Raw genomic sequence first — 26993 nt, forward strand, 5'->3', positions numbered from 1 at the left:
TCCTTATTTCACCTTAGCCAAGGCACCCATTGGATCCCATGGTTCCAATTCAATCGTCCCTTGGTCAAGAGCTTTTAACCATTCTTCAGGAATGTAATCTTTTAGGGCAGCGATTTGATAAGTGTATTCATCAAACCATTCATCTGACATAGAGAAAATTCCTTTGTCACCTACTTCATCACCCCAAGAGTTTTCAACCTTCCAGTTAATCGCGTGGCCTTGGTCATCAAGATCAACACCAACTAATACCATGGCATGAGTCAATAATGAGTCCCCATAATTCAAACGTTCAGCCTTGTTTAATTGGCTATAACCACCCAAGGTATCCGCATAATTATAGAGATCTAAATCCATGATTCCAGCTTGTCGGTCAGAAATTTTACCGACATCGCAACCAAACCAAACCGGGTGGCCATCCTTAATGGCATCAATAGCGGCTTGTTTTAAAACTTCCATTGGCACATTAATGTATTGAATAGCTTTGGCTTCTTTAATGGTACCTAGATATTTTACTGTAAAAGCTCGGCCATAAGGTTTGTCTTCGGTTGGCGCATTAATTAGACTCACCATATTATCAAGGTCCCAACCCACATAATCAGCAAAGAAGGTTTGTGGGGTCATTTTTTCTAAGCGGTGGAAGTTACCTTCTTTATCACGGTATTGATAGGTAAATTCACTCGGTGGCGTTCCCAAAGCTTTCACTAAGACTTGGTAAACAAAATAAAGCATATCTTCTTTTAAATTGGCCAATTCATCAAGCGTTTTGCCGTCGAAGTATGCCTGTCTAAGGGTATGTGCAAATTCCCGTAATTTAGAAGTGAGGAAAGAATCTAACACATTGGTATTAGAGGAGTGGTAAGTTTCCGGCATTTGTTCTTTGGGAACAGCACCATATTTCTGCAAGATACCAGCAAACATATCCCATTGTCCGCCATCCCCTAATGGATCAAACAATAGATGGGAAACAAGCCGGCCCGCTAAGTCTTCATCCACTGTCTCAATAATGGAGTCCAAGAAGTAATTGCTACGTTCTAATTTATCCCAGAACAAGGTGTAGTTTTGTGAAAACTCAAAAGTTTCTGCGCCTAACTTATCCATAGTGTCTACCCGCGCCGTGTTTAGAGCCGCAAACATCCAGCAGCGGCCAGATTTCTTTTGATTAGTAATTTTGCCACGTTTGGTTTCATGAGAAAAGGTAAAATCATGACGTCGTCGAGTGTTGTTGTTGTAGGTAGCCTGGTCAATACCAACCTTGGCAATGGCATTTTCCACGGCCTTATTAGCAGCTTGACCTTGATATTTATCATTGAAGCGTGAAATTAAATCTTGATTAATCATCACTCAACCTCCTTAAAAGTTTATAATAATAATCTTAGCGTTTTTTCATTTTTTTGCAAGGGTTGTCTCATAATTTTTTGCTAAATGAGTTTATGTAAACAATATTGTATTTTTTACCCTTACCTAGCTTGTCATCTTAGCCAAGGCTAGCATATCTCTAGCCATTTATGTTTTATTTTTCTATAATGGACAAAAGGAGGTAATTATGACAACAATTATTCGACCTTACAAAGATTCTGACTTTGATGCCTTGCATCTAATGACCAGACAAACATGGTATGCCGAACCCTATCAAAAAAGTCCCAAAATGACAGACGTTTTTGTTTCTTTGGACTCTAATCTTAGGCTCTACCAATCATCATTTGGGCTCACTGCAGAAAAAGATGGTGAAGTTCTGGGTATATTCTTAGGAAACATCCTTTCTCATGCCAAGGCCTTGCGTCTCTTTATGCGGGAAACCTTTAATGATGCTAAAGAATTAGGATTATCAACTGATCCAGTCAAAGATGAGCTACTCAAACAACTCGATGAAGAAAACGAGATCAATGTTGAACTCGATAAAAATCATCAAGAAGTCAACCAAGCGGTAGTTGAATTATTTATCCTCAGTCCTAGTGCTCGAGGCAAAGGAATCGGTGGCGAACTTTGGAAACAAGGATTAGCTGAGTTTAAAGACCATGGTGTTAGCCATTACACTTTGCACACGGATTCTGCCTGTGACTATGGCTTCTATGACTATAAGGGTTTAAAGGCTGACCCAGCCATCCCTTCTAGCAATGATCCTGATTACAAATTCTTCCTCTATGCCGGCAACATTGAAACTGATGAAAAAGCGTAGAAATTCTTTTTAAAGGATGATCAAAAAGCGTTTAGGCTTTAAACCTAAACGCTTTTTTGTCTCAACATAATTATAAAAAAAGCCAGTGTTTTGCGCCCCTGATCAGATCTAGACTATAATGAACTTAAATATTAATGAAGGAGGAGCCATTATGAAACTCTCGCGTCGGCGCCGTCAAGTAGGAAATATTCCTTTATTAGAACTTGCCCCTTATCCCCAACGCAATCAAGCCCTAAAACTTTTGATTCTTTACCACGGCTGGCAATCCAATAAAGAATTAAATTTTACCCTCGCTAAAAAGCTATGCTTCCTAGGTTACCGGGTAATAATTCCTGATGCTATCAATCATGGTGAACGATTTGTGAAAAAGTCTCCCATCCCTTCCTTCACTTTTTGGCAGTCCATTCAAGGCAATCTTTTTGAATTTTCCTATCTATTAGCCTATTACCATAAACATCATCTAATTGCTGATAATGATATTGCTGTTGCTGGTGTCTCCATGGGGGGAATGACTACTTGTGCCCTCTTAACTCATCATCCTGAAATAAAGGTGGCGGCATGTATAATGGGGACCCCTGATTTACTGACCTATCGAAAACGTCTCAAAGGTCATATCCACCAGGCGGGCTTGCATCTTCCAGAAAACTATAATCACTTAACTGCCTGGATTCCCAATTATGATTTGGCCAGTCAAGCCGAAAAATTAGGCCAACGTCCCATTCTATTCTGGCACGGGCAAAATGATTGGCGTGTACCCTATGCCCCCATTGCTGATTTTGTTGCCAAACATCCTGACCAAAAAATTCACTTTATTTCTGAAAACACTGGCCATTTAGTGACCATTGCCACTATGGACAAAATTCAAGCCTTCTTCAAAGAACATTTTTAGTGTGTGCCTTAACATTAAATTAGAAAACAAAAAACTGGGTGGGCCTTTTGCCCCACCCAGTTTTTTATTCAACATATTTAATAACAGATTGACAAGCTTGACCATCTTCATAATAGATCTCGGAATTGATTTGATAGCCTAACTTTTCATAGAAAGGAATAGCATCCATTTCGGCATGAATTTCAATGCTCTTGTAATTTTGAGCTTTAATTTCTTGCTCCAAGGCTTCCACCACTTGGCGGCCATAGCTCTTTCCCCTAGCTGCCTTTAAGGTGGCTACACGAGTGATCCTTACCTGATTATCTGATGCATTCAAGAGGCGCGCCGTGGCTAAGGGCTGATCACCTGAAAATGCCACTGCGTACACCGTTTGAGGTAAATCATTGGCATCAAATTCTTCTGCAGCTGGGATGCCACGTTCTAGTACAAATACTTGATAACGAATATAAGCTGATGCTGCGCGTAAATAAGGATTATGTCCTACTTTTACCGTCATTGTTATCCTTCTTTCTGCTTAAAACTCATTTAATTCCGACTTTAACTGACTGATAATTTGTAAACGTTTGAGTTTAGAGGTGTAATTTCGGCGACTAAGATTATTGTAACCATGTTGACGAATTTCATCTTCAATCGCGTGATAAATACGCGCTGAGGCTAGGACTGCCAACCGACAATTGGGATGAAAATAATGACTATTTTCTTCGATCGTCGCGTAATAATCTGATGACCATGACATGATTTCTTCTATTAGAGCTTGATAATTGCTGGAAATTTGTTTGGGATTATTTTGCATCTTTCGAAGGCTAATGGCATCCAAATCGTAGTCAGACAATAAGTCTTTTGGCAAGTATATCCGATTTAGTTTAGCTAAATCCTCACCCACATCCCGCAAGATATTAGTGAGCTGCATACCGATTCCTAAATCAATCACGGCTTGATGAAATTTGGGGTCCTGGTTATCATGATTTTCGGCAATTAAGATTGGCCCTAGCATCTCACCTACAGAGCCCGCTACATAACGACAATAGTTAATCAAATCTTCACGACTTTTCATAGCGGAAAAGCCTAAATCTAAGCGTTGACCATGACACTGGTTAAGGAAGGCTTGGTTAGGAATCTGAAAACGGCGCCGACTATCCTCAAAGGCAGCTTGCCAATCTTCATTAATTTCATTTTCCCCTATAATATAGGCTTCCAAATGACTGATATTCTCTTCTGCTTCTTGATCATTACTTGCTTCATCGACACTATCATCAGCCCAACGACAAAAGGCATAAACAGCGGCCACTGCATAAAAGCGTTCCTGGGGTAATTGCTTAAACGCGGCATAAAAACTTTTGGAAGCAGATTTCATGATGCTAATCGCTGCCTGATAAGACTCCTCCAACATAAGACACCTTTCCTTTGCTCAAATGCCTTAGCCTATTAATTATTAGCTAAGGCTTCTTCATATTTCGCTAAGATTATCATAGTCAGAATTAAATGACAATTATTTGCCATTCTTATCTCTAATTGACTGGTGCACTTAGCATGAATGAAAAATCATTTAGCCATTTTGGTTAAAGTGTTAGGCGACGAAATTGTCCGAAAATTGCATATTTTTTATGATATAATCAATGTAAAATTTTCACAAGGAGTCTTATGATGTTTACAGTAATTATTGATTTTTTATCAAAAATAAATGATTTTATCTATTTTCCTGTCTTGGTTCTCTTACTTATTGGCGTCGGTTTATATTTCACCTTTAAAACCGGATTTGTGCAAATTGCTAATTTCAAAGATGCCTTGCATACCATCTTCGAAAAGCCAGAAGGTGAAGACTCTGTTTCTTCCTTCCAAGCTTTAATGATTTCGACGGCTTCTCGTGTGGGAACAGGAAATATTGTGGGTATTTCCACAGCTATTTGTTTAGGAGGTTATGGTGCCGTTTTTTGGATGTGGTTAGTCGCCATTATCGGTGGGGCATCAGCCTTTATTGAATCAACTTTGGCACAGATTTATAAGAAAGGCTCCCAAGCTGGTGATAGTTACGGAGGACCTTCTTATTATATTGAAAATGCCCTACACAACCGCAAACTGGGTCTAATTTTTGCCATCTGCTTAATCTTAACCTATGCTGTTGGATTTAATATGCTGGCCTCATTTAACTTACGTGATAGTTTTGAAGTCTATTCCTTTTTCGATGCTAGCGTCACCCCATATATTGTTGGTTTAATTTTAGCAGTAGTCACTGGCTACTGTTTGTTTGGGGGAAACCAACGTATTATCCAATTTACCTCCTTCTTAGTGCCCTTTATGGGAATTATTTATATCGCTGTGGCCTTATTTATGACCCTAACGAATATCACTATCTTGCCTGAAATCATAAAACATATCGTAGCAGATGCCTTTAATTTCACTGCGATTTCAGGAGGAATTGCTGGCTCTAGTCTTGTCTATGGGATTAAACGTGGACTCTTCTCTAACGAGGCAGGGATTGGATCAGCACCCAATGCTGCCGCTGCTGCAGATGTTTCCCATCCTGTAAAACAAGGTTTAGTACAAATGATGTCCGTCTTTATTGATACCCTCATCATTTGTTCAGCCACTGCCTTTATGTGTCTAAGTTCTGGTATTGCACCAGATCCTAGCTTGGCCGGTGCGCCTTACGTCCAAGCTGCCTTATCCACTGTTTTAGGCCAATACGGCAACTTATTTATTACAATTTCGCTTGTATTATTTGGTTTTACCACTATTATCGGTAATCTTTATTACGTTGATAACAATCTTTATTATATTTTTGGTAAGATGCCAAGTAGACGCTTTATGATCATTTTTAGATCTTTTTGCGTTTTGCTTATCTTCTTAGGGGCTATCCAAGAAGCGAGTGCAGCTTGGTTAATCGCTGACCTCTTAATGGCAATCATGGCATTAATTAACTTACCAACTATTTTAATCTTATCCAAAACTGCCTTGGCTGCCTTAAAAGACTATAAGCAACAAAGACAACGCAAACAAAATCCTACTTTCTACGCCAAGAATATTGGTTTAGATGATAGCACTTTAGATTATTGGAAATAAGCAATTGAGGTTGGGACAAAAAAGTCCCAGCCTCTTTCACTTGACTTGTGGGATTATGCGCACAATCTACCCTACCACGCACTATAACCAGGTCATTATGCACAGAAAGCGAAAAAAGAAGTTAGACACAAGGTCTAGCTTCTTTTTATTAATAATTAAGTTTTATTCTAAATCGCGCATGACCTCTTTAGCACAAATACGACCACTTTCAATAACAATTGGTACACCTGCTCCCGGGTGAGTTGATGACCCAGTAAAGTATAAACCCTGACATGCTAAGGACTTAGCTTGGGGACGAAAATGATTAGACTGTAATAATGTCGGTTGCAGGCCAAAAGTCGCCCCATAATAAGCACCAAACTGTGCTTCGAAGTCATTGGGTGCCATTATCGTCTCACTCACAATTTGTGAAGCAATATTCTCAAGTCCTGGTAAAGCACTCAAGGCTTGCAGGGCCTTGTCTCGGTAATAAGCTAAGGTCGCTGACTGTCGATAATCATCTTCAGCGACATCTAAGGCGGGAACTGGAATCAAGGTGTAAAATGCATGGTGTCCTTGAGGGGCCAAACTTGAATCCGCCAGTGATGGAATATGTAGGTAAATAGAAGGATCCTTAAGTCGCTGACCTGAAAAAATTTCCGTAATATTTGTATCTAAGTCATCAGAAATAATAAAATTATGGACTTCTAACGGTAAATCTTCTGCCTTAATCCCCCAATAAAAAATTAAGCAAGAACAAGAATAGTCCATTTTATTTATTTTTTCTGGTGTGTATTTCCCACGTGCCTTAGGATTTTTAATTAAGTGCGCCATCGTCGTTGGAAAATCTACATTAGAAATAACACAATCACCGGCAATAAATTGATCGTTGGCAATAATGCCAGTGACTTTATCATCATCAGTAACAATTTCACTTACTTTTTGGCCATAATGAATGGTACCACCTAACTCTATCAATAATTTTGCCATCGCCTGAGCCATTTCATGCATACCACCCTTGATAAAGTGTACCCCATAAAGTAACTCAATCATGGGAATCATACTATACAGAGAAGGTCCCTTTTTAGGTGAAATTCCAATATACAAGGTTTGAAAAGCCAGCATATCTCGCAAGTCAGAATCAGGAATATAATCTGCCAACATATTGGCTGCAGAATCAAATGTTTTTAACTTCAGTGCTTGTTTTATCATATAAGGATTATAAAAATCACGCTTATGGCGGAAAGGCCGACGAATGAAATCGTCCTTAGCAATTTGATAACGATCATATATATCCGCTAAATAGTGGAGAAACCCTTGAGCCGAGTCGTACCCTCTTGACTCCACCAAGGCCATCATATCTTGCAAACGACTAGGAATAGAGTAATGACGACTAGAATCTGTCGATCCAGGTGAAAAATATACATCATACAATGGGTCTAGCGCTTGTATGTCCACATAATCTGCTGGGTCACGGCCAACCATTTGGAATACTTCTTCAAAGACTTCCGGCATCATAACAATTGTAGGCCCCACATCAAAAGTAAAGCCATCTTTTTCAATTCGAGCCATTTTACCGCCAGGCTGCATATTTTGTTCATAAATCGTTACTTGGTAGCCTGAATGCTGCAATACAATAGCCGCTGACAGCCCAGCAATTCCTGCCCCGACTACAATAATTTCCTCTTTATCCCCAATATTACACATTTTCTTAGTCACCTAACTATATAAGATTTTGAATTACTCTATCATAGTATAGGCAAGTTAACAATTATTGTCTAGAGACAGACTATTCCGCTTGTAAGGGCTAGCGAAATCCCAATAAAAATAAGCTATCTTGCCAATCGATATTAATGACATAATGCCTAATTACTTACTCTCAGACAATGAAAAAAACAGGAAGCTGTTCACTTCCTGTGTAATTATTTGAGAACTTATTGAATTTTTCCATTCAATTGAATTAAAGTGACACCAAGTTATGAATGATGAGATATCAACGATTTTATTATCAAAAAATCTTTAATTCCACCTATTACTGTAACTTAAATAATTAAATAAGTGGAGTCCAAATCAAAAGCATAAGATTCCTGTCTTTTTTATAAAAAAGTTCTTAAATTTTATCGACTTATAACACAATTGTGGTATAACAAGTATATAGGAAGATGAGGAAATGAAGTAGGAAAGACAAAAAGCAGTCTGACAGAAGAGAACGTGTTTTACTGGTAACGGCAATTATCAACGTAATAAAAACTATTCTCGAAATCGTCAAACTGCCAATACAATAAGGGCAAAGGGGTTCGCACCTTACCCTTTATATCTTACTTGTATAATACTATGAAACGAGATAAAACACAAATTTACATTATTATTATTTTGATATGTATGATTATTGACTTTTTGATTTTGCTATTTACTATAGGAGGGGCATTTATGAAAAAATTAAAACCCTATTATTTTTGGATTAGTATAATCGGGTTATTATCTTCTGTTTTTTTGATACTAGAAAAGTAGAAATATTCTTTTCAATTTTATTAATTATATATTTTGTAAACGAAATAATAGAAAATATAAAAAGGAAGAGATGACATCATCTCTTTCTTTTTAATTATCCCCTCCAAATAACAGTATTTTTTTGATCAATCAAATTATTTCTTTTTGCATCACTATAATATTTAATCTTAACTTCTTGACCTATAACCACCTCTTAGCCAGAAGAAGCTTTTACTAAGATATTACGTGTTGTATTTGAAGCCCATACTTCTGCTTCAGGAGGCAAAATACTTTCTGCAATATCAATAACAGTTATTAAATGACCGATATTTGCACCTCCAAAAGTAGCAATAATGGCAGACGCTACCTCCGCTGAAACTCTCTTTGCTCTCGTAGGAGAATAATTGAATATATTCCATTTACTATAACTAATATCTGTATACCCTAAATCTTTATAATCTTGGATAATATTCGGGTTAGATGCACTGCGCAAAGCAGTCCCTTCTCCATAAATATCTCTTTGGATATAATAACTAAGCATACAAATTTACCTAAAATTCGTGTGCATGATTTTAAGCACAGTCATGCCAGCTTACTAATAAAAGAGGGAGTGCAGCCTAAAGCCATCCAAAAAAAACTAGGACATAAAGATATCCAAACAATACTCAATACTTATAGCCATTTGTGGAACACAGCAGACAAAGAAGTTGCAGACCTTTTAAATAAATTAAGCCCATTTTAAGCCCAATCTACTATTTACCTCGTACTAAAACCTTGACACATCAATATTTATAGCCATTTTTGCAATTATTCCCACTCAATTGTTGCAGGTGGTTTGCTCGTAACATCTAAGACGACGCGGTTTATGTGTTGAACTTCATTAACAATACGTTGACTAATCTTATTAAGAACGTCATATGGGATACGAGCCCATTCTGAAGTCATCCCATCAACTGAAGTCACGGCACGAATACCGATTGTATAGTCATAAGTACGTACATCCCCCATAACACCAACTGATTTAAAACCAGGTAAGACAGTGAAGTATTGCCAGATATCACGTTCCAAGCCGCCTGCCTTGATTTCTTCACGCAAGATAGCGTCAGATTCACGTACAATGGCTAATTTTTCTTCGGTGACTTCACCAATCACTCGAATGGCAAGTCCTGGTCCTGGGAAAGGTTGACGCCAAACAATAGAATCAGGCATGCCTAATTCAGTACCTACTGCTCGAACTTCATCTTTGAACAGGGTATTCAAAGGCTCTAGCAGATCGAACTGCATGTCTTCTGGTAGTCCCCCAACATTGTGATGGGATTTAATAGTTTGGGCAGTATCGGTTCCTGATTCGATGACATCAGTATATAAGGTACCTTGGGCTAGAAAATCAATACCATCTAACTTAGTGGCTTCGTCGTCAAAAACGCGAACAAATTCGTTCCCAATTATCTTCCGTTTTTGTTCTGGGTCAGAAACGCCAGCTAATTTATTTAAGAAACGCTCAGAGGCATCCACTGGGATAATGTTCAAACCAAACTTACCGCCTAATGAATCCATAACTTGTTGCGCTTCTCCTTTGCGGAGTAAACCATGGTCTACAAAGATACAAACTAATTGGTCGCCAATCGCCTTTTGCAGTAGGACACCGACTACTGAGGAATCCACCCCACCTGACAAGCCTAGTAAAACTTTACGGTCGCCTACTAATTCGCGAACTTCAGCAATTTTTAAATCGATAAAGGAAGCAATCGACCAGTCACCTTGGGCACCACAAATATTGAAGACAAAGTTTTTCAGCATATCATTACCATGAACAGAGGCACGGACTTCTGGGTGGAATTGGAAACCAAAGAACTGTTGGTCCTCACTCTCAAAGGCCGCAGCAGGCGAATTAGGTGCAGTTGCGGTAATTTTGAAGTTACCAGGAATTTCAGTGATGCGGTCAGAATGACTCATTAAAACCAATTCTTCCGATTCTAAACCAGCAAAAATTGGTGATTGCGATTCAGTAATGGTTAAGGCTTGTTGGCCATATTCTCGTTTATCAGAAGCCTCAACGCAACCACCAAATTTCTTAGTCATTAATTGCATCCCATAGCAAACTCCTAAAACAGGAATGCCAAGATCAAAGATTTTCTCGTCAATATCAAAGGATCCTTCATTGTAAACAGAATTAGGTCCACCAGATAAAATAATTCCCTTAACATTTCCTTGGGCCATAATTTCATCAGCTGTCAATTTATGAGACAAAAGTTCAGAATACACGCCAAATTCCCGAATCCGACGAGTAATCAATTGGTTGTACTGACTCCCATAATCTAGAACAATTATTTTTTCTAATTGTTCCATTTGTTCCAATGGTTTCATTTCATCGCTCCCTTTTCTAATAATAGTGAAATTTTAACAAAGAAGTGGCAAAAATACTAGTCTCATTCCTATGAAAGCGTCACCTCAGACTATAATCTAAAAATTTGCAAAGAATAAGTACTTTCTAATGCCAGATGGCGGTAATTTCGTTATAATTAAAGGGATGCAATAGAGAGGGGAAAGACACTAATGACTGGAATTGGAAAAGCTTATGGAAAGATTATACTCATGGGAGAACATAGTGTGGTCTATGGCTATCCCTCAATCGCTCTTCCCTTTAAAGGGGCTGAGATTACCGCAAAAATTAATAGTTCTGATGGCGAACATTGGTTGGACAGCCAACTCTATGTTGGCCCACTAGCCAAAGTGCCTAGTAATTTAGCCAATGTCAGCCAACTTATTGCTAAATTATTAAGTGACCATCAGCTAGACCAGAATCTAGGTCTCCATATTGAAGTCATGAGCTCGATTCCTGCTGAACGTGGCATGGGGTCTTCGGCCGCCGTGGCTTGCGCTATTATTCGGGCCTTCTATGATTTCATCGAAGCAAACTTGGACACAGACACCCTGCTGGCTTATGCTGATTTCGCCGAAACTATTTGTCACGGTAATCCATCTGGCCTAGATGCTAGACTAGCCGCCCTTGCTAAGCCTTTACTCTATACCAAGGGACAAGCCCTTAAAGCCTTTCATTTTACCACGGATTATTGGTTGGTTGTCGCTGATACCGGCATTATTGGTAACACCAAGCAAGCAGTAGCGGATCTGCAAAGTCAACACGACTCCCCGCATCCGACCCGCTCGCAAGCTGTTAATTACTATTTGCACCATTTGGGCGACTTGGTAGACCAATTCAAAGACCAATTAATTCTAGATAAAGCCCAACAACGTTTTGAATCTATGGCCCAACTTGTTTCCCAAGCTCATCATGACTTGCAAGCTTTGCAAGTTTCATCAGCAGAACTGGACTATGGAGTCAGCATGGCCTGTCAATTAGGTGCGGGTGGCGCTAAGATGACTGGTGGCGGACGTGGAGGTTGCTACTACGCCTTAGCCAAAAGCCAAGAACAAGCCCTTAGCCTGGGCCAAAAACTTGTTGAGAAGGGCCTAGCCATCAAAACTTGGCAAGTTCCCTTTTCCTCTTAATAATTACGCCAACAAAGGAGATGCTTATGTCAATTAAGGAAGCTTATTGTCGTGCTCATACCAACATTGCCTTAATCAAATATTGGGGAAAAAGTGATCCCGTCAATATTGTGCCTACATCATCTAGCCTGTCTTTGACCCTAGATCGCTTTTATACTGACACTCGGGTGTCCTTTCAAGCACAACTTGACCAAGATCAGTTCTTTCTCAACGGACAGGAACAAGAGAAGGCGGAAAGGGATAAAATCTCCCGTTTCTTGGACCATTTCCGTCAGTTAAGTGGTGTCAATTATCGGGCCCAAGTGTCCTCTTATAACCATGTTCCTACTGCTGCTGGTTTAGCTAGCTCGGCTTCAGCCTATGCTGCCTTAGCTGGTGCCTGCCGTGAAGCCCTTGACTTAGACCTTACAGACAGCCAATTATCACGTTTTGCTAGACGAGGGTCGGGTTCAGCCACACGGTCAATTTTTGGTGGCTTTGTCGAATGGTCACAAGGTTCTAGTCCAGAAAACTCTATGGCCATTCCCATTGATGCTGCTAATTGGGATATCGGCATGGTAGTTATCGCCGTCAACAAAGGCGCCAAGAAAATTTCTTCACGCCAAGGGATGGCCCATACACTGGCAACTTCCCCATTTTATGAGGAATGGGTCAAACAATCCCGGCAAGATTTAGATGAGATAAAAACTGCCATTGCCCAACGCGACTTTACAACAGTAGGACAAATTGCTGAAGCCAATGCGATGCGGATGCACGCCACTACTTTGGCAGCTAACCCTCCCTTTACTTATTTTGAAGAAGAAACCCTAACGGCTATTCGAGCTGTACAGGACTTACGAGCAGCAGGTTATGATGTTTACTACACTATTGATGCCGGCCCTAATGTCAAGATTTTGTGTCCGGCTTCCCAAATGACGGCTATCGAAGAGGCGCTTGGCCAATATTTTGCTAGTGAGAAAATTATTTCAACTTTACCTGGTGGCCCAATCCAAATACTTTCCGAATGGACGTATGATAATAATGACTAAAATCATCTCACAAGCTCCGGGCAAACTCTTTATAGCTGGTGAGTATGCTGTTGTCTCTCCCTACCAGCCTGCTGTTCTTATGGCGGTCTCAAGTCATTTGACCGCCCAATTAGAATGCCAATTGCAAGGGCCCTACCAGTTCATTACTAACCAATGCCAGCATCCCATTCATTGGAGCTTCAACGACCAAGGCCAAGTAATCAGTTCAGACCCAGCTGCTGACAAATTTAAACTCATTTGGTCAGTCATAGAAACCATAACTAACTATGCCCAAAGTAAAAATAGGCTAAATCACCAAGCCTTCAAGTTAACTATCAGCTCCCGACTCGATGATCAATCTGGTCGCAAAATTGGATTAGGGTCATCTGGCGCAGTATCGGTTGCGGTAGCTGACTGTTTGGCTCAACACAACGGATTAAAAGCATACTTGTCAGAAAAAGACTACCAAAACTTATTGTTTAAGATCATAGCAATCAGTCAAAGCAAATTAGGAATGCGAGGGTCCTTGGGGGATGTGGCTTGTCAAATCACCGGTAGCCTGACCCACTACCAAAATTTTGATCGTAATTGGTTTAATCAGCATTTGGCCAAAATTGAAAGTAAAGATGATCTGGCTAGGTTAATAGAGCAGGACTGGCCGGGGCTAATCATTAAAAAACTCAGCTGGCCAGAAAATTGGCAAGTCAGTATTGTTTGGTCACAAAGTCCAGCTGACACTGAATCGTTACTTGCCCAATCTACAAACAGCCAATCAGCAATCAGTGATACAGGCTTTAAGAAAGACTCCCAACGGCAGGTCAATAAAATCGTCCAAGCGATAAATGAAAAAGACTGGTCTAACTTTAAAAGCACCCTAGCAGCCAATTACCAAAACATTTCGCACTACCGAGCAAATCAACAACAAATCTACCATACCTCTAGCTTTGACCTTGCTCAGCGTCTGTGTCAAGGCAAGGATACCGTCTTTAAAATTTCTGGGGCCGGAGCAGGCGATTGTGCATTAGCCTTTAGCCCCGACCTGCAAAGCAAGTTTCAAGTTGAAAAAGATTGGCAAGAAGCTGGACTTACTGTTTTAAAATTAAAACCTAACGAAAGAGAGGAAGCATACTATGACTAGTAACCGTAAAGATGATCATGTGAATGAAGCTGCCAAACAATTTGACCGCCAGGAAAACGGACTTGATCAAATCCGTTTTGTCCATCACTCCCTCTCTCACAAAGATATTGAAGCTATTGATACACAGACACAAATTTTAGGCCATAAGTTACGCCTTCCCTTCTACATCAATGCGATGACTGGAGGAAGTGAATGGACCAAACAAGTCAATAAACAATTAGCCATGGTAGCCAAAGAAACGGGACTCATGATGGCACCCGGCTCCATCTCTGCGGCTTTAAAGGATCCTAATGTTGCTGATTCCTTCAAGATTGTACGAGAAGTTAACCCGGATGGTTTTGTTTTAGCTAATTTAGGTGCCAACCATGGTTTAGAAAATGCTAAGCGAGCAGTGGATTTAATCCAGGCCAACGCCTTTCAAATCCATCTCAATATCCCACAAGAAATCGTGATGCCTGAAGGAGATCGCCACTTTTCAGAATTTCTTGACCATGTTGATGAAATCGTTAATGGACTTGACGTCCCTGTTATGGTTAAAGAAGTGGGCTTTGGGATGAGTCAAGAAAGTTTAGCCTTACTCTATGATATCGGGGTAAAAACGGTGGATATTTCTGGCTATGGGGGGACCAATTTTGCGACTATTGAAAATAGCCGCCGACCTGGGAAAAACTATGCTTTCATGGAAGACTGGGGACAGTCAACCGCCATTTCTCTATTAGAATCCCTAACCTATCAAGATTGTTTAGATATTGTTGCATCCGGTGGTATTAAAAACCCACTCCATATGGTTAAAGCCCTGGCTCTAGGAGCAAAAGCGGTGGCCATGTCAGGCGAATTTCTTCGTCAAATCCTCTATCTAGGGGTTGACCAAGCAATTGAACAGGTTGCTGAATGGGAAGAGCAAATTAAATTGCTCATGCTAATGTTAGATGCCAGCCAAATCGCTGACTTACAGAACACTGACCTAGTCATCAGTCCTGAACTCTATAATTGGACCCAACAAAGACATATCGACATCAGCCAACTCAGCCAGCGGTCACACAAAAAATCAATTTAAAAAAATGAACCCATCCTTGGTTGCTCTCACCGGCGAACTGAGGATGGGTTTTTACTATATAATTAAACAAAAACGACATACATTATAGTAATCAAAGCTAGACCAGCCAAAACTGTTTTAGTGATATCACCTGTCTTATAGGCCATCCAGGCAGCCAATACACTAGGCAAAAGCTTAATATTTGTCAAAATATTTAGGGAAAAATTCCCCTGCCAAAAGAATATATCTGTCGCAATCATCGCAGTAAAGATAATAATCGGTAAGTAATGAAAAGCATTTAATACTTGCGGAGATAATTGCAAGCGGCGCATAAATAAAATTGGCAAGACTCGCATTAAAATACAAACACTCCCCGCCAATAAAATTAAAAGGCCAATAGTCATTAAGACCACCCCCCTTTATCATGACGGGTGGTGCGATAGTAATCTTGGTAAAAAACCAAGGCTAGGCTTAAGAGTGAAGCGACAATAATCACCAAGCTATGATGAAAGATAATCATTAATACAATTGATAAAAAAAGCGACAAAGTGGCCACCTTTATTGTCTCTCTATTTTGTAGTTCTGGCACCAATAAGGCGATAAATAAGGCAATCAGCACAAAATTAGTCACCACATCAGGTAGCATCACCCATTGGCCAATAAAGGCACCTAAGACAGTAAAAATCAGCCATGATAAATAAGTTAGTGCGGCTAATGTTAACGCCTGGTCAATCGTCCAGTGCCGTTTACCTGCTTGTGCCTCTTTAAAACGAACCACATTCAAGGCATAGTTTTCATCGGAAGTCAGCATACCTAAGCTTGCTAGCTTGCTTAGCTTATCTGTGCGAACATAAGTTGATAAAGACGAGGTCAATAAAATATGCCGGGAATTTAAGAGGATAATAATTAAAAATACTTCCAAAAATTTGGCACCTGACAAAAGTAAAGAGGCCGCCATAAATTGGGCTGAACCCCCATAGACCGTGGCAGATACCAAAGCAATCTGCCACCAAGTCATACCAGCCTTAGCAGATAAGAGTCCACAGGCTAAGCCAATAGGAAGGTATCCTGCGATTATTGGCCAAGCATCCTTGAGACCATTGCGAATTAAATCAGTCATCAGCCACCACCTCTACATTATTGATTAACTGCACGGTTATAATTGGTAAATTTCTTAACAAAATTATAGGGATCTAGTAAATGGATTTGTTTGGCAAAGGTATATAAGCTAGATTCGCGTAGACCTCCTGCTTTTATCAAAAGGGGATCCACTGCCACACGAATAGGCGTCGTATCGGCTAGCAATTGCCCATCCCTTAAAACCAAACTACGGTGGCTAAACTCTAACGCTAAATCGATATCATGGGTATTAATAATGACCAAAATATGATGTTCATGGGCAATCGTATAAATATATTGCATTAATTCATTGTAATGATAATAATCTTGCCCTTCTGTGGGTTCATCTATAATTAATATCTCAGAGTCAAACATTAGCGCCTGGGCCAACAAGACTCGCTTCTGCTGGCCAAAACTCAAATATTCAATTGGAAAATCGATGGCATATTGTAAACCAAGAGCGGTTAAACTACGCATCATTGATTCTTGAACTTGATCTTCAGACATGCCAAATGCTAAACCCGACGCTTGTAGTTGCTGAGCTACCGTAGTTGGAGCTAATTTTTCCCATGGGTCATGGGGAATATAAGAAACTCGTCTACGAAAGGCTGAAAGATTATCGTGATTTAATGTTTCCTTCTTCCAAGAGATTTGACCTTGGTTGGGAATGAATTGGCCACTTAATAAGCGAGATAAGGTCGTTTTCCCTGCCCCATTACCGCCAAGAACACTAACAATCTCTCCTTTATTGAGCGTTAAATCAAAGCCTTTAATCGTGGCCTGTTCACGTTCTGGATACTGATAGGATACCCCGGAAAAGGATATTAACTCTGTATCATTTTCTGGATAGAGAAAATTAGGTACTGATAGCATCCATTTTTCGATACTGGTCTTTAAACCTGGGGCATAAATGTGATTGACATTACCGATATTAGCCACCTGATTAAGAGGATAGCCAGCATAACGCATGGCGGTTACATATAAGGGTTCTCGAATAAAGAAAGTATGGAGGATCTCGCTCTTGAGTAAGGCCTCCACTTGACCATCAAACACTACCCAACCTTCATTTAGTACAATCACTCGATCAATTGGTCGGTATAGCATCTGTTCCAGGCGGTATTCGACAAAGACAATGGAGGCCTGCTTGGCATGGGCCACATCATCCATCAAGTCCAAAAATTTTTCGCCAGTTTGTGGGGATAAGTTGGCTAAGGGTTCATCAAAGATAAAAACAGAATCATCATAGTTAGCCTGACTAATTAGCCGATAAATCTCTGTTTGGCTAATACTTAGATTAGTGTTTTGTGCTGTCGGATCTTTACCCTGTAATAAAGTTTGCCAATCTATCTTATCCATGACAGTGGCTTCCTTTTCTTCTGCTTGATCAACAGCAGAAACGAGGGGGTCTCCGTCAATTGTTGTCATGTCTTTACCAAACCGGATGATTTTACCATCTGAGTGGCCTTGAAAGGCACCTTGTCCTAGCTGATTGCTTAATGCTCGTACAAAGGTTGACTTACCTGAGGCATTGGCCCCTAATATTAACACTTTTTCTCCACGGTACAGTGTGAGGTTGATATCACGTAGAGCAGGGGCATACCCATTTTCATAGATGAAGGACCAATTTTTAAATTGTATCCACGGCTCAGCCATCACAACACCTTCTTTCTCCCCAAGATTTTTGCATCAAATAAACGATAAATACACTAAGTGTTTTTCTTAATTATAACTAAAATTCAAAATTTTTAAAGTCAAGATTGCTCAATAAAGCTCAATAAATTTCCATAAGAAAAAGTCGTAACCGTAGTCACAACTTAATCCTAGACAGACGATGTATCATCTCGACCGATAATACGCACTTCGCGTTCAAGTTGAACACCATTTTTGTGCCAAATTACTTCTTGAACATGGTGAATAACCGCTAAATAATCACTAGCAGTTGCCTGACCAATGTTCACTATAAAACCGGCATGCTTAGTAGACACTTGTGCGCCTCCTACAGTGTAGCCTTGTAGACCCGCTTCTTGGATTAATTTGCCCGTAAAATGCCCTTCTGGCCGTTTGAATACTGAGCCACATGAAGGTAAGTCGAGGGGTTGTTTAGACTCGCGCAAATAAGTCAATTCAGCCATCTTTTGGCGAATGGCTTCTTGGTCACCATTCTCTAGTGAAAATACTACTGATACAATAATGTCTCCGCTCGCTTGAATTTCACTATGCCGATAAGCAAAGTCTAATTCTTCCGGAGTATAAACTGCTTTCCGACCGGCTAATGTCACTACATGGACTTCTTTGACTACGGTAGAAATTTCACCACCATAGGCTCCTGCATTCATGTAGATAGCGCCACCCACAGAACCAGGAATGCCACAAGCAAATTCCAAACCAGTTAAACCGGCATCAGCTGCTAAACGCGACACATCAATGATTCGAGCCCCAGATTGAGCAGTTAATTCTTGATCAGAAACTGACATCGCTGTCATAGCTGTCAACATGATGACAATCCCAGCAATTCCTTGGTCTTGAATAATCAAGTTAGAAGCATTACCTAGGGCCATAACAGGAATGTGTTCTCGGTTAGCGTAGCGGATAATAGCCATAATTTCTTCTGCACTTTCAGGAAAAATTAAGGCATCCGCTGGCCCTCCTGTTTTAGTGTAGGAGTAATTGGCCATTGCTTCATTATATTTTATTGTGGATTCGGGAAATATCTCGCTTAAATACTTTAAATTCATTGGTCATCTTTCCTAACTTTGTTGAATCGTCAATTACTAAGTATAATGGTTTTTTGGGGCAAAAGCAATGTTTGCACATAGACATAAAGTTTTTCATCAAGCCTTTAAGCAGGCTTTGTGCTAAAATTAAATTATTATGATTTAGAAAGGATATTTCCATGAGCAAAATAAGACGTAATGCTTTAATGATGGTGGCCTTGACCCTCGTTTATTCTGGTTTACAGTTCTCTCGACCGATTGATCATGTCACCGTCTATAATACTATCTTATCCCTTGTTATTCCCGTAATCGGGATTATCTTCGCCTTAAACGAAAAAAACAACGCTTGGCGTTGGTCCTTAATTAGTATCAACTTTATTTTATGGCTTTTGATGGTATACCTAGCCTTCTTCAAAGCCTAAGTCAAGCAGGGTGCGACAAAAGTCGTTAAGAACAGAAGCTTTCGCTTGGTACTTAATTAAGACATAAATGTTCCGATAATAACAATAAGGTTGGGAATTTTGTGAACCGCCCCCTGTCTATTTGACAGGGGGCCTTTCATTATCCCAGCCTCTTTTGGTTAATCTTCAAGACTTTTAAACATAATAAGCGTATCCGCATAATCATGGCCAAGTTTGATGGCTTTAGGCAACTTTCCTAATCTTTCAAAGTCGTATTTCTCATAGAGTTTGATGGCCCGGATATTATCTGCAGCCACTTCTAAACGGATCAGGGTTAAAGGACTTTCTTCTTTGGCCCAATCAAAGAGGTCATCCAACAAAACTTGGGCCAAACCAAAACCCCAAAAACGTTGCAGGATGCATATACCTACCTCTCCCACATGTTTAACCTTTTCCTTGGATTCAGCCCCTATTGAAGCCACTCCAATAATTTCGTCTCCCAAGCGGGCAATTAATAGACGATTATTATCAGAAGTCTCTAAACTCTTAAGATATCGTGTTTCTTGCTCTTGATTAATCCCTAGACCTTCTGAGCCAAAATCAAGAAAATCTGTTTCTGCACCTACTTGTTTATAGAAGTCTAAGAGCGCCTTAGCATCACGAGGCCGCCCATCCATCACAGTTATTTCAATTTGTTCTTTTTTTCATTAATAGCGCTCCTTCACTGCTGCTAATAATTCTTCTCCACGCAGGCCAAAAGCTTTTATAGTGACTTCACGGCTAGTACTAGTTGTTTTACTAATACTTAACCATAAATAATCATCAGGTAAATCTTCAGCAATAAATTGTGGCCATTCAATTACACTAACACCTGGCCTAGATAAATATTCAATTAGAGCTAAATCGTCAGCTCCAGTTTCTTCTAAACGATAAGCATCCATATGATAGAAAGCTAATGGGCCTTCAGTATATTCTCGAACTATCGTATAGGTTGGGCTCTTAATAGGCCGTTTGATCCCTAAAGCCTGGGCGAAATAACGAGTGAAGGTTGTTTTCCCAGCACCTAAGCCCCCTTCTAAACAAATAATATCACCCGCTTGAACACAAGCGGCTAATAATTGTGCGAATCCTTGGGTTGACTCTTCATCTTGCCATAATACTTTAAATTCCATAGCCTTTCTCCTTTTTACTTCGTTAAAAAAGTCTGCAAGCAAGCACCCCTTGCCTACAGACTTTTACAAGAAAATTGAGTGAAAAATTAATCAAGCAAGCTTTGGTTAGCAGTAATAATTGCTAACTTGTAAACATCTTCTTCCACACAACCACGGGAAAGGTCAGAAACTGGTTTATTCATCCCTTGAAGAACCGGACCAATGGCTTCAAAACCACCCAAACGTTGAGCAATCTTGTAACCAATGTTACCTGATTGGATTTCTGGGAAGACAAATACCTTGGCATTTCCAGCTACGTCAGATTCTGGGGCTTTCTTTTGCGCTACATCTTGAGCAAAGGCTGCATCAAATTGTAGTTCCCCATCAATTTGGTAATTAGGGGCCAATTCTTTGGCAATTTTCGTGGCTTCCTCAACTTTTTCTTGTTCAGGAGAATGTGCAGAACCCTTAGATGAGAAGCTTAGCAAGGCAACTGTTGGATCAATATCAAACATTTCTGCTGTCTTAGCTGATTCCACAGCGATCTCAGCTAATTGTTGTGAGTTAGGATTGATGTTGATTGCACAGTCAGAGAAAACATATTTTTCTGCTTCATTACGAATCATAATAAAAGCACCGGAAGTTAATGATACCCCTGGTTTAGTTTTGATAATTTGTAAGGCTGGACGTACAGTGTCTCCAGTAGAGTGAACTGCGCCAGATACAAGACCATCTACTTTGTCTTGGTAAACAAGCATGGTACCGAAATAGTTTTCGTCTGTTAAGATTTCGCGGGCTTGTTCTTCACTAGCTTTACCGCGACGACGTTCCACAAAATCAGCTACCATTTGGTCGAAATCAGGATAGTTATTAGGGTCAACAATTTCGATTCCTTCTAGGTTAAATCCTCTATCTTTAGCTTTCTGATTTAAGTCATCAGGGTTACCAAGCAATACAGGTTCCACTAAGCCTTCTGACTTCAAACGTACAACTGCACCTTGAATACGTTCATCATAACCTTCTGGGAAGACAATTCGAAGATTCTTGCCTTTAATCTTATCAGATAAATCGCTAAACATTGTCATACAATAAATTCCTCCTAAACTTGTTATATTTATGATACTACAAAAAATTACATTTGTCTCATCAAGCCCTCAAATAATGTCACTTAAACTATTTTCATGGCAGGCTTGCGCTAGTTCGGCAAAACGGTGAAATTTTTTATCATAAGCCTGGGCACTAATTGGATGAGGACAATATTGTGGGCCACTAGAGACATCTGCTTTGACACCAGTTATTAAACGATTTGCGCCCAAGAGACTAGCATCACCCACATCAAGAACTTCAATGGTCCAGCCACTAATATCAGCCAACCACTGCCCCATACCAGGGTGAGTAAAAATTCGTCCATTAACCAGTAATTTCTTATCTTTTAACTTGATTTCCCTTTCCAATCCTGTTAAAACCAAGCGCAGCTGAAGAAAGATACCTTCTATTACTGCACGATGCTTGTCTTTAGGACGTGTTGTGGGCCGTATATCATAGAAGCCAGGCTTTAATCGCGCATTCCAAAACGGCGCGCGTTCACCGTGACAATAGGGCAGAAAAATTTCTGGTCCTGGTTGTTGGCTCGTTTGTGCTAAAAGCTGGTCTAGCATGGTGGAAAAACTGTATTGGCTATAAGCTTCTTGGTGAAGTCTAGCTAATACATTTCCCATATTATTTAATGGCGCTCCACGTAAATAATGACCATCATCATCTAAGATATAGGTAAAATATTGTCCAAGCTCATCCACGACAAAATTTCCTTGACTCAAACGAACAGCGCCTGAAGTCCCAAAGGATAACAAAGGATAAGATGTGGTTTGTTCTAAATAAGCAAAATTAGCTAAAGTACCGTCTGCCCCACCTAAGACAATTTCTAGTGATTCTTTTACTCCGAGTTCCTGAGCTACTTTTGAGCTAATAGGATAACTGCTAGCTAATTTTTTAACTGTGGGAAGCTGACTTTCACTAATACCTAAATCAGTTAGAATACTTGCTGCCCAGTGCCCAGTTTCACTAGCGTATAAACCTGTAGTTGACGCCAGAGATTGGTCACAAACATATTCACGAGTGAGAGAATAAATGATATAACTTTTAATCCCCATAATGTAATTGCTTGTTTGTAAAAGTTCAGCTTGGTGTAAGCGAAAATAGGCTAACTTTGCTAAGGGGGACATAGCATGCAGAGGAGTACCAGTTAATTTTTGATAATTTTGGCCCTTCTGACTGTGCCGCCAGCGTAAAGCCAAATCACCAGCTCGTTGATCAGCCCAAGTCAGTAATCTAGTCAAAGGGGTAAATGTCGAATCTGTAATCATCAAACTATGCATCTGACTAGAAAAGACAATTTTATTTACAGGATAGGATGACTTGGTCTTGGCGATTAGTACCTTAATTTGTTCTAAGATAAAATCTGGATTTTGCTCATGACGACCTGGCACTTGGGAAAAGGATTGATTATCACGATGGTAGGTAACTAATGGCCCCTGACCTTGACTCGTAAAAACGCCTAGTTTGATAGAAGTCGTCCCGATATCAATGACATAATGATAGGTCAAAAATCTGCTCCTTTCTGTGTTTTGGCTGGATGGTTTTATCAAATTGTACAGTAAATAGTGAGTTCTTGTACAATTTTTCCGCTAAAACTAGGACATAGTGATGATTGTGAGCACTAAGACACTTTATTGTGTGCGCATTCTCACAAAATAGAACTTCTCTCTAGAAAAATGAGGCTAGGACAAAATCCTAGCCTCATAATAATATATGAACTTTATCTCTTAATTGATTTTCAGAAGTCTTTGCTAGTTTGTCGCTATCTTCTAGTCTAGTTCACATTTCATTAACGAATTTCCGCATTGAGTTGATTTTCAAGCGCTTGAGTTACCTTATCAACATCTTCAGCAAGGCGGTCATCAGTCAAGGTCGCTTCTGGGTCTAAGTAATCAAGACGGTAAGCCATGGATTTCTTACCAGAACCAATATTTTCACCACGGTAAAGGTCGAAGAGATAGATAGCGTGCAAGTGATCTTGACTGGCTTCTTCAATCGTTGCAATGATATCTGCATGAGTCACCTCTTCAGCAACTACCATAGCAATATCTCGACTTGAACCAGGATATTTAGGTAGTGGCGATTGGGTGACGACTTTTTCTTCTAATCCAAAGAGAGTTTCTAAGGAAATTTCGAAAAGGAAAGTATCCTTCAAATCATAATCATCAGCTGTACTAGGATGAAGTTTGCCTAGGTAACCAAGGTAAAAGTCTTGATTGTCCTGATGCGCCCAAACTTCTGCTGTTTGCCCCGGATGCATGTCCTTTAAATCTTCCTTAGCACGGAAAAAATAAGTCGCTTTGCGGTTTGACTTATCTAGGATAGTAGTCAATACGGCCTTCATATCGTAGAAGTCTAAACTTTGCGCTGGACTATCCCAGGTTTTATCCGCTTTATTTCCTGTCCAAACTGCTGCCAAATGAGTTTCATCTTCTGGTAATTCACTATCTTGCCGCCATGAAAAAACACGACTCACTTCGTAAATAGCTACATTTTTATTTTGCCGAGCAGTATTGTATTGGGCCACATCTAAAAGAGCTTGGGCAAGATTAGTCCGCATATAACGTCGGTCATCTGACATGGGGAAGTCTAATTCAACCGCTTGTCGGTCGCCACTAGGCAGGTGGTCCTTCTTGTCAGCACTAGTCAATGAATAAGCAATCACTTGGTCAAATCCTAAGGCTTGCATTTGACGGTTATTTTGCCGTTTAAAACTTTGCCATGGAGTTAAACCAATGTGGTTGGCTTTTACTGCAGGAAGACTAGCAGGAATTTTGTCATAGCCATAAATACGAGCCACTTCTTCCACTAAATCGGCAGGGATACTGATGTCCCAACGACGACTAGGAACTTCCACAACAAATTGTTCAGCATTCCCGGTCATCGGGAAATCCAATTGTGCAAAAACTTGTTCAATTTCAGAGAAAGTTAAGTGAGTTCCTAATTGGCCATTGATATAGTCAAGAGAAGCTGTCACTGTTATGGGTGTTAAATCCAAGTGGTCTTCACTAGCACGTCCTGGATTAACTTGCCCACCTGCGTATTCAGCCATTAATTGTGCAGCGTAAGCACCGGCTTCAGCAATAGTGGCCTGGTTAATTCCTCGTTCGTTACGTAGACTTGATTCTGATCGTAAACCGAACTTACGAGCAGTTTTCCGAATATTGGAAGGATTAAAGCAAGCAGCTTCAATAAGTACATTATGGCTATCATTAGAAATTTCTGTATCGAAACCACCCATTACTCCGGCTAAGGCCACAGGATTTTCGCCATCAGTGATAACAATGTCATCGCTAGATAGTTTACGTTCAACCTCATCTAAAGTTTTAAGAATTTCGCCATCCTTAGCCATTCGTGTGTGAATTGCTTTATTGGCTAACTTATCATAGTCAAAGGCATGGAGGGGTTGACCATATTCAAGTAAAACATAGTTAGTAATATCAACAATATTATTTAGTGGTCGGATACCAGCCTTCATTAAACGGACTTGCATCCACAATGGGCTCTCTTTGACTTGGACATTTTCAACTAAGTAAGCATAATAAGCAGGCACTTGATTGGTTGATTCAATACTTAGTCTTAAAGCATCACCTAAATCACTATCCGCAAAATCGTTAGTAGGAACATGGTCCATAGATACTTGTTTATCATAAACAGCGGCTAACTCATAAGCGGTTCCTCGCATCGATAAGGCGTCTGCTCGATTTGGGGTGATATCTAATTCAATTATAGGATCATCCAAAGCCAAATAATCAATAACAGAATCTCCAACTGGTGCGTCTTGTGGTAAGACATATATCCCATCGGCGTAGGCTTTGGGAACAACATTTTCAGAAAATCCTAACTCCCCTAATGAGCAGACCATTCCTTTTGATTCCACGCCTCGCAATTTACCTTTTTTGATTTTGACATTGTCCTTGATACGCGATCCAGGTAGAGCCACGATGACCTTTTGACCAATAGCAATATTAGGCGCACCACAAACAATTTGGTAGGGTTCACCGAGCCCCACATCAATTTGGCAAACATGAAGCTTATCGGCATCAGGATGTTGGTCAACACTCTCAACATGACCAACTACAATTTTCTTGAGGCCAGCACCAATATTTTCAACGCCATCGACTTCAATCCCTGTTCGTGACATTTTCTCTGCCAATTCATCCGCAGAAATATCGCCAACCGGTACTAATTCATCAATCCATTGTTGTGAAATTTTCATTTAGTCATTATCCTTTCTCAGTAAATTGTTCGAGGAAACGGAGATCATTTTGATAAAAATGTCGAATATCATCAATACCATATTTCAACATAGCGACTCGGTCTGGTCCTAATCCAAAGGCAAATCCAGAATAGACTTGACTATCGATACCCGACATTTCGAGAACATTAGGATGGACCATTCCGCCACCTAAAATTTCAATCCAACCGGTTCCCTTACAAATATTGCAACCTTGTCCCCCACATTTAAAACAAGAAATATCAATTTCCACAGACGGTTCAGTAAAAGGGAAATAAGAAGGACGTAATCGAATTTCACGGTCTTCACCAAACATTTGCTTGGCAAATAATTCCAAGGTTCCTTTAAGATCAGAAAGTTTAATATCTTTGTCAACCACTAAGCCTTCAATTTGGTGGAATTGATGGGAATGGGTGGCATCATCGTCATCGCGTCGGTAAACCTTACCAGGACTAATCATTTTTAATGGTCCAGAAGAAAAATCATGCTGATCCATGGTCCGTGCTTGAACAGGTGAAGTATGGGTTCTCAAAAGTACATCTGGATTAATATAGAAGGTATCTTGCATATCGCGAGCGGGATGGTCTTTGGGTAAATTCATCCGTTCAAAGTTATAATAATCAGATTCAATTTCTGGCCCTTCAACCACTTCATATCCCATTGCTATAAAGAGGTCTTCAATATCTTCCATTACTTGGTTTAAAACATGGGGACGACCTAATTGTATTTCTTCAGCGGGCAGGGTTACATCAATGGCTTCGACTGCTAATTGCGCTTGCATAGCTGCGGCCGCCAACTCCTCTTCCTTAACCGTTAATTGATCCGCAAGGGCTGCCTTCATTTTGTTGGCGTAGGCTCCTACCTTAGGACGGTCTTCTACTGGCAGGTTTTTAACTTCTCGTAAGGCTTCTGTAATCGGCCCTTTTTTACCCAAGTAGCTTACCCGAATTTTTTTGACATCCTCTAAATCATTAATGCTAGCAATCTC

24 protein-coding genes and 1 pseudogene are annotated in these 26993 nt (G+C 40.1%); 9 read left to right on the forward strand and 16 right to left on the reverse strand.

The window, feature by feature from the left end; genetic code table 11:
* Positions 1-3 precede the first annotated feature (3 nt).
* The gene (locus OW157_RS02050) at positions 4-1338 is read right to left on the reverse strand and encodes a C1 family peptidase (protein WP_268751668.1); all 1335 of its coding nucleotides are present in this window, start codon (positions 1336-1338) and stop codon (positions 4-6) included.
* 205 nt (positions 1339-1543) lie between these two features.
* Here OW157_RS02050 and OW157_RS02055 point away from each other — a divergent pair, with 205 nt between their 5' ends.
* Both OW157_RS02055 and OW157_RS02060 read left to right on the forward strand, forming a co-directional pair.
* Complete coding sequence (locus OW157_RS02055) at positions 1544-2176, forward strand: GNAT family N-acetyltransferase (RefSeq protein ID WP_268751669.1); 633 nt, start codon at positions 1544-1546, stop codon at positions 2174-2176.
* A 151-nt stretch (positions 2177-2327) separates the two neighbouring features.
* Positions 2328-3065 (forward strand): alpha/beta fold hydrolase, encoded by a 738-nt coding sequence (locus OW157_RS02060; RefSeq protein WP_268751670.1) that lies wholly within the window; start codon positions 2328-2330, stop codon positions 3063-3065.
* A 64-nt stretch (positions 3066-3129) separates the two neighbouring features.
* On the opposite strand, the gene OW157_RS02065 is transcribed toward OW157_RS02060, so the two are convergent.
* Positions 3130-3561, reverse strand: a complete 432-nt coding sequence (locus tag OW157_RS02065; protein ID WP_268751671.1) for a GNAT family N-acetyltransferase — start codon at positions 3559-3561, stop codon at positions 3130-3132.
* A gap of 18 nt (positions 3562-3579) precedes the next feature.
* On the reverse strand, positions 3580-4455 hold the full coding sequence (locus tag OW157_RS02070; RefSeq protein ID WP_268751672.1) for a phytoene/squalene synthase family protein: 876 nt from the start codon (positions 4453-4455) through the stop codon (positions 3580-3582).
* Between the two features lie 254 nt (positions 4456-4709).
* On the opposite strand from OW157_RS02070, the gene OW157_RS02075 reads away from it, so the two are divergent.
* Complete coding sequence (locus tag OW157_RS02075; protein WP_268751673.1) at positions 4710-6125, forward strand: alanine/glycine:cation symporter family protein; 1416 nt, start codon at positions 4710-4712, stop codon at positions 6123-6125.
* A gap of 162 nt (positions 6126-6287) precedes the next feature.
* On the opposite strand, the gene OW157_RS02080 is transcribed toward OW157_RS02075, so the two are convergent.
* Together OW157_RS02080 and OW157_RS02085 are read right to left on the reverse strand one after the other, a co-directional pair.
* Positions 6288-7811 (reverse strand): phytoene desaturase family protein, encoded by a 1524-nt coding sequence (locus tag OW157_RS02080; RefSeq protein ID WP_268751674.1) that lies wholly within the window; start codon positions 7809-7811, stop codon positions 6288-6290.
* A gap of 997 nt (positions 7812-8808) precedes the next feature.
* Positions 8809-9135, reverse strand: a complete 327-nt coding sequence (locus OW157_RS02085) for a hypothetical protein (RefSeq protein ID WP_268751675.1) — start codon at positions 9133-9135, stop codon at positions 8809-8811.
* A gap of 21 nt (positions 9136-9156) precedes the next feature.
* Here OW157_RS02085 and OW157_RS07610 point away from each other — a divergent pair, with 21 nt between their 5' ends.
* Positions 9157-9336 carry a tyrosine-type recombinase/integrase gene (locus OW157_RS07610; protein WP_417882747.1) on the forward strand — a complete coding sequence of 60 codons (180 nt, stop codon included), beginning with the start codon at positions 9157-9159 and terminating at the stop codon, positions 9334-9336.
* 65 nt (positions 9337-9401) lie between these two features.
* Here OW157_RS07610 and guaA read toward each other — a convergent pair whose 3' ends face one another.
* Positions 9402-10961: a glutamine-hydrolyzing GMP synthase gene (guaA, locus tag OW157_RS02090; RefSeq protein WP_268751676.1), complete on the reverse strand. Its 1560-nt coding sequence runs from the start codon at positions 10959-10961 to the stop codon at positions 9402-9404.
* A 189-nt stretch (positions 10962-11150) separates the two neighbouring features.
* Here guaA and mvk point away from each other — a divergent pair, with 189 nt between their 5' ends.
* Genes mvk through fni form a run of 4 tightly spaced genes read left to right on the forward strand, consistent with a single transcriptional unit; the run spans position 11151 to position 15309 of the window.
* Complete coding sequence (mvk, locus tag OW157_RS02095) at positions 11151-12107, forward strand: mevalonate kinase (protein WP_268751677.1); 957 nt, start codon at positions 11151-11153, stop codon at positions 12105-12107.
* A gap of 26 nt (positions 12108-12133) precedes the next feature.
* Positions 12134-13135 carry a diphosphomevalonate decarboxylase gene (gene mvaD, locus OW157_RS02100; RefSeq protein ID WP_268751678.1) on the forward strand — a complete coding sequence of 334 codons (1002 nt, stop codon included), beginning with the start codon at positions 12134-12136 and terminating at the stop codon, positions 13133-13135.
* On the forward strand, positions 13128-14252 hold the full coding sequence (locus OW157_RS02105) for a phosphomevalonate kinase (protein WP_268751679.1): 1125 nt from the start codon (positions 13128-13130) through the stop codon (positions 14250-14252). Before mvaD ends, OW157_RS02105 begins: the two co-directional genes overlap by 8 nt.
* On the forward strand, positions 14245-15309 hold the full coding sequence (fni, locus tag OW157_RS02110; RefSeq protein WP_268751680.1) for a type 2 isopentenyl-diphosphate Delta-isomerase: 1065 nt from the start codon (positions 14245-14247) through the stop codon (positions 15307-15309). Before OW157_RS02105 ends, fni begins: the two co-directional genes overlap by 8 nt.
* A 62-nt stretch (positions 15310-15371) precedes the next feature.
* On the opposite strand, the gene OW157_RS02115 is transcribed toward fni, so the two are convergent.
* The 4 genes from OW157_RS02115 to murB form a co-directional block, all read right to left on the reverse strand.
* A complete protein-coding gene (locus tag OW157_RS02115) occupies positions 15372-15692 on the reverse strand; it encodes an AzlD domain-containing protein (protein ID WP_268751681.1) in 321 nt (106 codons plus the stop codon).
* Positions 15692-16408 (reverse strand): AzlC family ABC transporter permease, encoded by a 717-nt coding sequence (locus OW157_RS02120; protein WP_268751682.1) that lies wholly within the window; start codon positions 16406-16408, stop codon positions 15692-15694. Before OW157_RS02120 ends, OW157_RS02115 begins: the two co-directional genes overlap by 1 nt.
* A 17-nt stretch (positions 16409-16425) precedes the next feature.
* Positions 16426-18060 (reverse strand): ATP-binding cassette domain-containing protein, encoded by a 1635-nt coding sequence (locus tag OW157_RS02125; protein ID WP_268751683.1) that lies wholly within the window; start codon positions 18058-18060, stop codon positions 16426-16428.
* A 167-nt stretch (positions 18061-18227) separates the two neighbouring features.
* On the reverse strand, positions 18228-19142 hold the full coding sequence (murB, locus tag OW157_RS02130; RefSeq protein ID WP_268751684.1) for a UDP-N-acetylmuramate dehydrogenase: 915 nt from the start codon (positions 19140-19142) through the stop codon (positions 18228-18230).
* Positions 19143-19300: 158 nt separating this feature from the next.
* Between murB and OW157_RS02135 the strand changes: the two genes are divergently transcribed.
* Positions 19301-19543, forward strand: a complete 243-nt coding sequence (locus OW157_RS02135; RefSeq protein ID WP_268751685.1) for a TraX protein — start codon at positions 19301-19303, stop codon at positions 19541-19543.
* Between the two features lie 158 nt (positions 19544-19701).
* Here OW157_RS02135 and OW157_RS02140 read toward each other — a convergent pair whose 3' ends face one another.
* The 6 genes and pseudogenes from OW157_RS02140 to pheS all read right to left on the reverse strand — a co-directional run.
* Positions 19702-20199, reverse strand: a complete 498-nt coding sequence (locus OW157_RS02140; RefSeq protein ID WP_268751686.1) for a GNAT family N-acetyltransferase — start codon at positions 20197-20199, stop codon at positions 19702-19704.
* A 30-nt stretch (positions 20200-20229) separates the two neighbouring features.
* Positions 20230-20694 (reverse strand): tRNA (adenosine(37)-N6)-threonylcarbamoyltransferase complex ATPase subunit type 1 TsaE, encoded by a 465-nt coding sequence (tsaE, locus tag OW157_RS02145; RefSeq protein WP_268751687.1) that lies wholly within the window; start codon positions 20692-20694, stop codon positions 20230-20232.
* Positions 20695-20780: 86 nt separating this feature from the next.
* The gene (gene pta, locus OW157_RS02150; RefSeq protein ID WP_268751688.1) at positions 20781-21758 is read right to left on the reverse strand and encodes a phosphate acetyltransferase; all 978 of its coding nucleotides are present in this window, start codon (positions 21756-21758) and stop codon (positions 20781-20783) included.
* A 69-nt stretch (positions 21759-21827) separates the two neighbouring features.
* Entirely contained in the window at positions 21828-23276 is a 1449-nt protein-coding gene (locus OW157_RS02155; RefSeq protein ID WP_268751689.1) for a gluconokinase, read from the reverse strand.
* Positions 23277-23557: 281 nt separating this feature from the next.
* Positions 23558-25987, reverse strand: coding sequence for a phenylalanine--tRNA ligase subunit beta (gene pheT, locus OW157_RS02160; protein ID WP_268751690.1), 2430 nt, complete (start codon positions 25985-25987; stop codon positions 23558-23560).
* Positions 25988-25994: 7 nt separating this feature from the next.
* Positions 25995-26951, reverse strand: a pseudogene (pheS, locus tag OW157_RS02165) (phenylalanine--tRNA ligase subunit alpha); the annotation flags it as partial.
* Positions 26952-26993: the final 42 nt, after the last annotated feature.

It is taken from the genome of Aerococcus kribbianus, from assembly GCF_026805545.1.
GTDB classification, from domain to species: domain Bacteria; phylum Bacillota; class Bacilli; order Lactobacillales; family Aerococcaceae; genus Aerococcus; species Aerococcus kribbianus.

Bases quoted from the DNA above. Each gene is read 5' to 3' on its own strand.
- OW157_RS02050 (WP_268751668.1), bottom strand. From the start codon at position 1,338: ATGATTAATCAAGATTTAATTTCACGCTTCAATGATAAATATCAAGGT.
- OW157_RS02055 (WP_268751669.1), top strand. From the start codon at position 1,544: ATGACAACAATTATTCGACCTTACAAAGATTCTGACTTTGATGCCTTG.
- OW157_RS02060 (WP_268751670.1), top strand. From the start codon at position 2,328: ATGAAACTCTCGCGTCGGCGCCGTCAAGTAGGAAATATTCCTTTATTA.
- OW157_RS02065 (WP_268751671.1), bottom strand. From the start codon at position 3,561: ATGACGGTAAAAGTAGGACATAATCCTTATTTACGCGCAGCATCAGCT.
- OW157_RS02070 (WP_268751672.1), bottom strand. From the start codon at position 4,455: ATGTTGGAGGAGTCTTATCAGGCAGCGATTAGCATCATGAAATCTGCT.
- OW157_RS02075 (WP_268751673.1), top strand. From the start codon at position 4,710: ATGTTTACAGTAATTATTGATTTTTTATCAAAAATAAATGATTTTATC.
- OW157_RS02080 (WP_268751674.1), bottom strand. From the start codon at position 7,811: ATGTGTAATATTGGGGATAAAGAGGAAATTATTGTAGTCGGGGCAGGA.
- OW157_RS02085 (WP_268751675.1), bottom strand. From the start codon at position 9,135: ATGCTTAGTTATTATATCCAAAGAGATATTTATGGAGAAGGGACTGCT.
- guaA (WP_268751676.1), bottom strand. From the start codon at position 10,961: ATGAAACCATTGGAACAAATGGAACAATTAGAAAAAATAATTGTTCTA.
- mvk (WP_268751677.1), top strand. From the start codon at position 11,151: ATGACTGGAATTGGAAAAGCTTATGGAAAGATTATACTCATGGGAGAA.
- mvaD (WP_268751678.1), top strand. From the start codon at position 12,134: ATGTCAATTAAGGAAGCTTATTGTCGTGCTCATACCAACATTGCCTTA.
- OW157_RS02105 (WP_268751679.1), top strand. From the start codon at position 13,128: ATGACTAAAATCATCTCACAAGCTCCGGGCAAACTCTTTATAGCTGGT.
- fni (WP_268751680.1), top strand. From the start codon at position 14,245: ATGACTAGTAACCGTAAAGATGATCATGTGAATGAAGCTGCCAAACAA.
- OW157_RS02115 (WP_268751681.1), bottom strand. From the start codon at position 15,692: ATGACTATTGGCCTTTTAATTTTATTGGCGGGGAGTGTTTGTATTTTA.
- OW157_RS02120 (WP_268751682.1), bottom strand. From the start codon at position 16,408: ATGACTGATTTAATTCGCAATGGTCTCAAGGATGCTTGGCCAATAATC.
- OW157_RS02125 (WP_268751683.1), bottom strand. From the start codon at position 18,060: ATGGCTGAGCCGTGGATACAATTTAAAAATTGGTCCTTCATCTATGAA.
- murB (WP_268751684.1), bottom strand. From the start codon at position 19,142: ATGAATTTAAAGTATTTAAGCGAGATATTTCCCGAATCCACAATAAAA.
- OW157_RS02135 (WP_268751685.1), top strand. From the start codon at position 19,301: ATGAGCAAAATAAGACGTAATGCTTTAATGATGGTGGCCTTGACCCTC.
- OW157_RS02140 (WP_268751686.1), bottom strand. From the start codon at position 20,199: ATGGATGGGCGGCCTCGTGATGCTAAGGCGCTCTTAGACTTCTATAAA.
- tsaE (WP_268751687.1), bottom strand. From the start codon at position 20,694: ATGGAATTTAAAGTATTATGGCAAGATGAAGAGTCAACCCAAGGATTC.
- pta (WP_268751688.1), bottom strand. From the start codon at position 21,758: ATGACAATGTTTAGCGATTTATCTGATAAGATTAAAGGCAAGAATCTT.
- pheT (WP_268751690.1), bottom strand. From the start codon at position 25,987: ATGAAAATTTCACAACAATGGATTGATGAATTAGTACCGGTTGGCGAT.